Consider the following 5,958-nt stretch of genomic DNA (forward strand, 5'->3'; position numbering starts at 1 on the left):
GTGAACTGAAAACTCAAATCCGATCCCTAATAGCTGTCTCCCGTCTCCCGTCTCCCGTCTCCCGTCTCCCGTCTCCTGACGACCGTCTCCTGACGACCGTCTCCTGTCTCGACTAGGAAATTAATTTTGCACGACTACTTAATCCCGAAGAAACTTAAAAAAAATTATTGATCGACTCAATCGATCGAGATAGTCTCGCTACAATAAAAGTAGATAAATATCAAGTCCTCTAGCTAGAGTCGCAACAGTAAGCCCAGAAAAAATGCGCTAGGGCAGGGTTGGACTAAATCGACGAAGCAATCGCTAAATAGGGGTAATTTCCGTCCACTTCTCCCCAATCCTGAACAGGAGAGGCAGAACCGAAGAATTTCTATAAAATTTCGGTAAGGGTGGAAAGATCAAGTAAGTTAGCGTTAGGGCTTAATCTTCGCCACGGAAAGGTAGAACTATGACAGTTTGTGAATATCGGCCAGGTTTAGAAGGAATTCCCGCCGCCCAATCGAGTATCAGCTTTGTGGATGGGCAAAAGGGAATCTTAGAGTATCGGGGCATTCGGATTGAGGAACTCGCCGAAAAAAGTACCTTCCTCGAAACCGCCTATCTCCTTATCTGGGGTGTTCTGCCCACGGCGGCGGAACTGGAAGAATTTGCCGATGAAATCCGTTATCATCGACGCATCAAGTACCGTATCGAAGACATGATGAAATGCTTCCCCGAAAAAGGCCATCCCATGGATGCGCTACAAACTTCGGCGGCGGCTTTGGGGTTATACTATGCCCGTCGGGCTTTGGATAATCCCGAATATATCCGTCAGGCAGTAGTCCGGCTATTAGCGAAAATCCCCACCATGGTGGCGGCGTTTCAATTAATTCGCAAAGGTAATCATCCCATTCAGCCCAACGATAGTCTTGATTATGCGGCCAATTTCCTCTATATGTTGACGGAAAGACGACCAACGGATTTAGCGGCGAAAGTTTTCGATGTCTGTTTGACTCTCCACGCCGAACATACCATGAATGCCTCGACTTTTTCGGCCATGGTCACGGCCTCCACTTTAACCGACCCCTACGGTGTCATCGCTTCAGCAGTGGGAACTCTCGCCGGCCCCCTCCACGGTGGGGCAAACGAGGAAGTATTGTTAATGTTAGAGGAAATCGGTTCGGTGGCTAATGTTCGTCCCTATGTGGAAAAATGTATCGCTAATAAACAAAAAGTTATGGGTTTTGGACACCGGGTATATAAAGTTAAGGATCCCCGGGCGACGATTTTACAAAATCTTGCCGAACAATTATTCGCGGAATTAGGTTCCGATGAATACTACGATATAGCCCTAGAATTAGAACAGGCAATGGTGGATATCTACGGCGAAAAAGGTATCTATCCTAATGTGGATTTCTATTCGGGATTGGTCTATCGGAAATTAGGCATCCCCAGTGATTTATTTACCCCGATTTTTGCCATCTCCCGGGTGGCCGGTTGGTTAGCCCACTGGAAAGAACAATTAAATGCTAACCGCATTTTCCGTCCTACCCAAATCTACACCGGACTACACGATATCCCCTATACACCGATCGAACAACGTTCTTAGATTTTATCTCCCATTCTTGATGGAAACACGGTTTCTCGCCTTTGTCAATCTTTCCTAGGCGAGATTTTTTGTCTCATTTCCTGTTATATTGATGGGGCAAGGAAACAGTCCAGCGGCTTTCCCCTTGGTCAGTTTCGGTGTATATAGTCAGACAAGGTCTTTACTTCTAGGTAGTCAGACAGAAAAATATTAAAGATTATGGTGAAATTTTGGCGGGGATTAACGGTATTTTTAATTTCTTGTTTATTGCTGATTTCCCTAACTGCTTGTGGTAATCAAGTTAGACGCAATCAAGTGGTCATATCGGTATTAAGTGACCCAAAAACCTTTAATGCTGTTTTATCGGCCGAATCCCCGAATATTTTTGGTTTAACCTACGAAGGACTATTAACAGAAAATCCCATTACTGGCAAAAAAGAACCGGTCTTGGCAGAATCTTGGACAATTTCCGATGATAATTTGAGCATTATTTTTACTATCAGAGCGGGTTTAAAATGGTCGGATGGTCAACCCTTAAGCGTTGATGACGTGGTTTTTACCTATAAAGACTTATATCTAAATCCTGATATTCCTAACAACTACCGCGATAGTTTAAGAATAGGATTAAAAAAAGAATTTCCAGTTATCACTAAACTAGATAATCGCAGAATCGAATTTAAACTCCCCGAACCTTTTGCTCCTTTTTTAGATGCTGTCAGTTCACCGATTTTACCTAAACACGCTTTAGAAAAAACTATTCAGAAAAAAAGCCCCGATGGTAGGTTAGAATTTCTCTCCACTTGGGGGTTAGATACTCCTCCCGATAAAATTGTTTTTAACGGTGCTTATAAACTAAAAGAATATATAACGGGACAAAGGATTATTTTTGAGAATAACCCTTACTATTGGAAAAAAGATGCTCAGGGACAACAATTACCTCATATAACTTCAGTAATTTGGGCAATTGTTGAATCTCAGGATACAACTTTACTACAATTTCGTTCGGGAAGTTTAGATTCTATTGCGGTAACTCCCGAATTTTTCTCCCTATTAAAAACCGAAGAAGAAAGAGGAAATTTCACGATTTTTAACGGGGGACCTGCCTACGGAACCCAATTTATCAGTTTTAATCTCAACCAAGGCAAACGCGACGGAAAACCCCTAGTAAGTCCGATTAAATCCAGGTGGTTTAATAACTTAAATTTCCGTCAAGCTATTGCCTACGGCATTAATCGTCAAAGAATGATTGATGATATCTATCGAGGGTTAGGACAAGAACAAAATTCTTTTCTTTCTATCCAATCGCCTTTTTACGATCAAACCCTGAAAGGTTACGATTATAATCCCGAAAAAGCCAAAGAATTATTATTAGAGGCCGGATTTAAGTATAATAGTGATAATCTCCTAGTCGATGCCGATAATAATCCCGTTAGATTTAACCTGATTACTAACGCGGGTAACAAAATCCGGGAAGCAATAGGCGCACAAATTAAAAATGATTTAGCCGCCATAGGAATTCAAGTGGATTTTCAAGCGATCGCTTTTAGCAATTTAGTTGATAAACTAAGTAATAGTCTAGATTGGGAGTCCCATATTTTAGGTTTTACCGGCGATAACGAACCCCACGCCCCCAATATTTGGTATGTAGATGGAAATCTCCACGCTTTTAACCAACAACCTCAACCCGGCAGCCCGCCAATTCAAGGCTGGCAAGCGGCGGATTGGGAGAAAAAAATCGCCGATTTATACGTCAAAGGTTCCCAAGAATTAGACTTTGAGAAGCGCAAAGTTATCTATAATGAAATTCAACAACTTCAACAGGAATACGTCCCGTTTATTTATCTTGTCAATCCCCTCGCTTTGGGGGCCGTGCGTAACTGCTTTGAAGGAATACAATTCTCCGCCTTGGGTGGTGCATTCTGGAATCTAGAAGAATTAAAGAAAACCTGTGGAGGTGTTTAATGACTCATTTTGGCATCCTTTGTCCTACAACTTCTGGACATATTTATTCTCTCCTACCTTTAGGAAAAGAATTACAAAAACGCGGTCATAAAGTTACCTGTTTTTTAACTCTTGATGATGAAGAAATGGTGCAAGCAGCCGGGTTAGATTTTCAGGCAATTGCACCCGACCAATATCCGAAAGGCACATCAGCCAAAATTTTAGCCGAAATTGGTCAATTACAGGGAACAGCCGCCGTCCGTCGCACGGTACAATTAGTAAGTGATTCTACCGCTGCCCTCTTTGAAACTATCCCTGAAGAGATGCGTCGCTTGGGAATTGATGCCCTAATTGTCGATCAAGTCTCCGCCTCAGGGGGTACAATCGCAGAAAAATTGGCTATTCCCTTTATCAGTTTTTGTTCGGCATTGGTTTTAAATCGCGATCCGCTTATTCCGCCCTTTATGACCAGTTGGGACTATAATCCCTCATTTATCGGGGTTATTCGCAATAAACTTGGCTATAAACTCCTTGACTCTCTGACTCGTCCCCTGAATGAGTTAATCAACCGGCAGCGTCAAGAATGGGGGTTAATTCCCTATCAAAACATCAATCAACGCTATTCCCCCCTTGCCCAAATTAGCCAACAACCCGCCGAATTCGAGTTTCCTCGGTCAAATTTACCCGCTCACTTCCACTTTACTGGTCCCTTTCACGATTCCTCCACCAGAAAAACGATTCCTTTTCCCTACGAAAAATTAACCGGACAACCCTTGATTTATGCTTCCCTCGGTACAATTCAAAATCGCCTACAATCGGCCTTTAATGCGATCGCCGAAGCCTGTGCCGATTTGCCGGTACAATTAGTTTTATCCTTGGGCAACACCGACTCTAACATTCAAATAACGACAAAAAACGCCCTAGTTGTTCCCTACGCTCCCCAATTAGAGCTTTTAACCAGAGCCTCTCTTACTATCACCCACGCAGGCTTAAATACTACCCTAGAATCCCTTGCCCAAGCTGTACCGATGGTGGCCATTCCCATCGCTAACGACCAACCGGGGGTATCTGCTCGGATAAAATGGTCGGGGACAGGGGAAGTGATTCCGATTTCCCGTCTAGAAGCTCCCCGTTTACGAAAGGCGATTGAAAAGGTCTTATCCGTCCCCAGTTACCGAGAAAATGCCCTGAGAATGCAAAAAGCACTACAGAAGACTGGAGGAGTGAAAATGGCCGCCGATATCGTCGAAAAAGCCATTTCTACTGGCCAACCCGTCCTATCGGTATAATGGCTAGGGTCTGCTGAAAAAGTTTTTCCTGCGGACAGGATGTGACCAACTGTCTGCATCATAACCGATAGTGTCTGCCGCCGTTCCCTATACACGCACTTGTTAGGCATCGGATTGGCTAGAGTGTATAAACTGGTGAAAGTCTGGTCATTTAATGAATGATTGAAGGTCTTTTACTAACTCTATACATGAGGTTAGCATCCACCCAAGCTCTTCAAGATGAGCTAATAATCGAGGGTTTTGTTCATCTAAAAGACTGATTAACTTGTAATAGTCTTCTATAGAGCTAGTATCCAGTGGCGCTAAATATTCATGAATCAACTTGTTTCGTTCCGCCACAATGTCTAAGAGAGCCTGTTTCTGAGCATTTAAGAAATCTGAGTCACTATAGGAAACCTTAAATGACAAAGACATACCTAACTCAGAAGAGTCTAGTTGAGCTTCAGACTGACTATCATCCACCAGCACAGTGTCATGTAATTTCCAAACTAGGCGACCTAATGTGTCCTTACGAAAGCTCTCATAATTGTCAACCAACTGGTTACGAGTTGATGTTGATAATCCCTCGATCTGAGTCACTGAAAGTAGATACTTTAAAATACCTTCAATCTTTGAAAAATTAACTATATTTCTACCCAGCTTTCTTAGTGCTTCAGTCCTAACTACTTCAATATCTATCGGTTCATCCATGATTAATGGTAAATCGAGATCTCTGACGTTGTTGGTTGCAATATCCTCTTCCGCCTGAGCGCTGAGGCGATCTAATTTTCCCGATGCTAGGTCCGCTTCAATTTGTCTATCCCACATCTCATCAAGATAGTCTTGAAGCCAGTTTGCCAGAGAGCGGACTTCACTTTCTGGCAGTTGCTTAATAGCCGACTCAACTTCTAAGCGATTAGTCATATAACAGGTCAGATTTGAAGATCACACCCATTTTATCGCTAATTAGGGTTTGCTGTTAAGTAGTCGTGCAAAATTAATTTCCTAGTCGAGACAGGAGACTCCGAGACAGGAGACAGGAGGTTCTTCGTTACTTGGTATGGTTCGATAGGGGGGCATAAATCGACTAAATCCTTATCTGGCAAGAGACTTAATTGATTAGTTCGCTCTAGAGCAAAAACAATTGACAAAAATCGCTAAATGCCTTTCTCTATAAGGGTT

Annotated in this window: 4 protein-coding genes and 1 pseudogene; 3 read left to right on the forward strand and 2 right to left on the reverse strand. The window is 42.8% G+C overall.

Annotated features, from left to right (window positions below):
- Positions 1–448: 448 nt before the first annotated feature.
- The 3 genes from O9334_RS10810 to O9334_RS10820 all read left to right on the forward strand — a co-directional run bounded on the left by O9334_RS10810 (position 449) and on the right by O9334_RS10820 (position 4,797).
- The gene (locus O9334_RS10810; protein ID WP_045360212.1) at positions 449–1,588 is read left to right on the forward strand and encodes a citrate synthase; all 1,140 of its coding nucleotides are present in this window, start codon (positions 449–451) and stop codon (positions 1,586–1,588) included.
- 198 nt (positions 1,589–1,786) lie between these two features.
- The gene (locus tag O9334_RS10815; protein ID WP_190381183.1) at positions 1,787–3,529 is read left to right on the forward strand and encodes an ABC transporter substrate-binding protein; all 1,743 of its coding nucleotides are present in this window, start codon (positions 1,787–1,789) and stop codon (positions 3,527–3,529) included.
- A complete protein-coding gene (locus O9334_RS10820) occupies positions 3,529–4,797 on the forward strand; it encodes a glycosyltransferase (RefSeq protein WP_045360209.1) in 1,269 nt (422 codons plus the stop codon). Before O9334_RS10815 ends, O9334_RS10820 begins: the two co-directional genes overlap by 1 nt.
- Positions 4,798–4,944: 147 nt before the next feature.
- Here O9334_RS10820 and O9334_RS10825 read toward each other — a convergent pair whose 3' ends face one another.
- Complete coding sequence (locus O9334_RS10825) at positions 4,945–5,700, reverse strand: hypothetical protein (RefSeq protein ID WP_288000269.1); 756 nt, start codon at positions 5,698–5,700, stop codon at positions 4,945–4,947.
- 38 nt (positions 5,701–5,738) lie between these two features.
- Positions 5,739–5,958: pseudogene (locus tag O9334_RS22890) on the reverse strand (hypothetical protein); the annotation flags it as partial.

It is taken from the genome of Microcystis sp. LE19-8.1F, from assembly GCF_027531715.1.
Lineage (GTDB): Bacteria > Cyanobacteriota > Cyanobacteriia > Cyanobacteriales > Microcystaceae > Microcystis > Microcystis wesenbergii_A.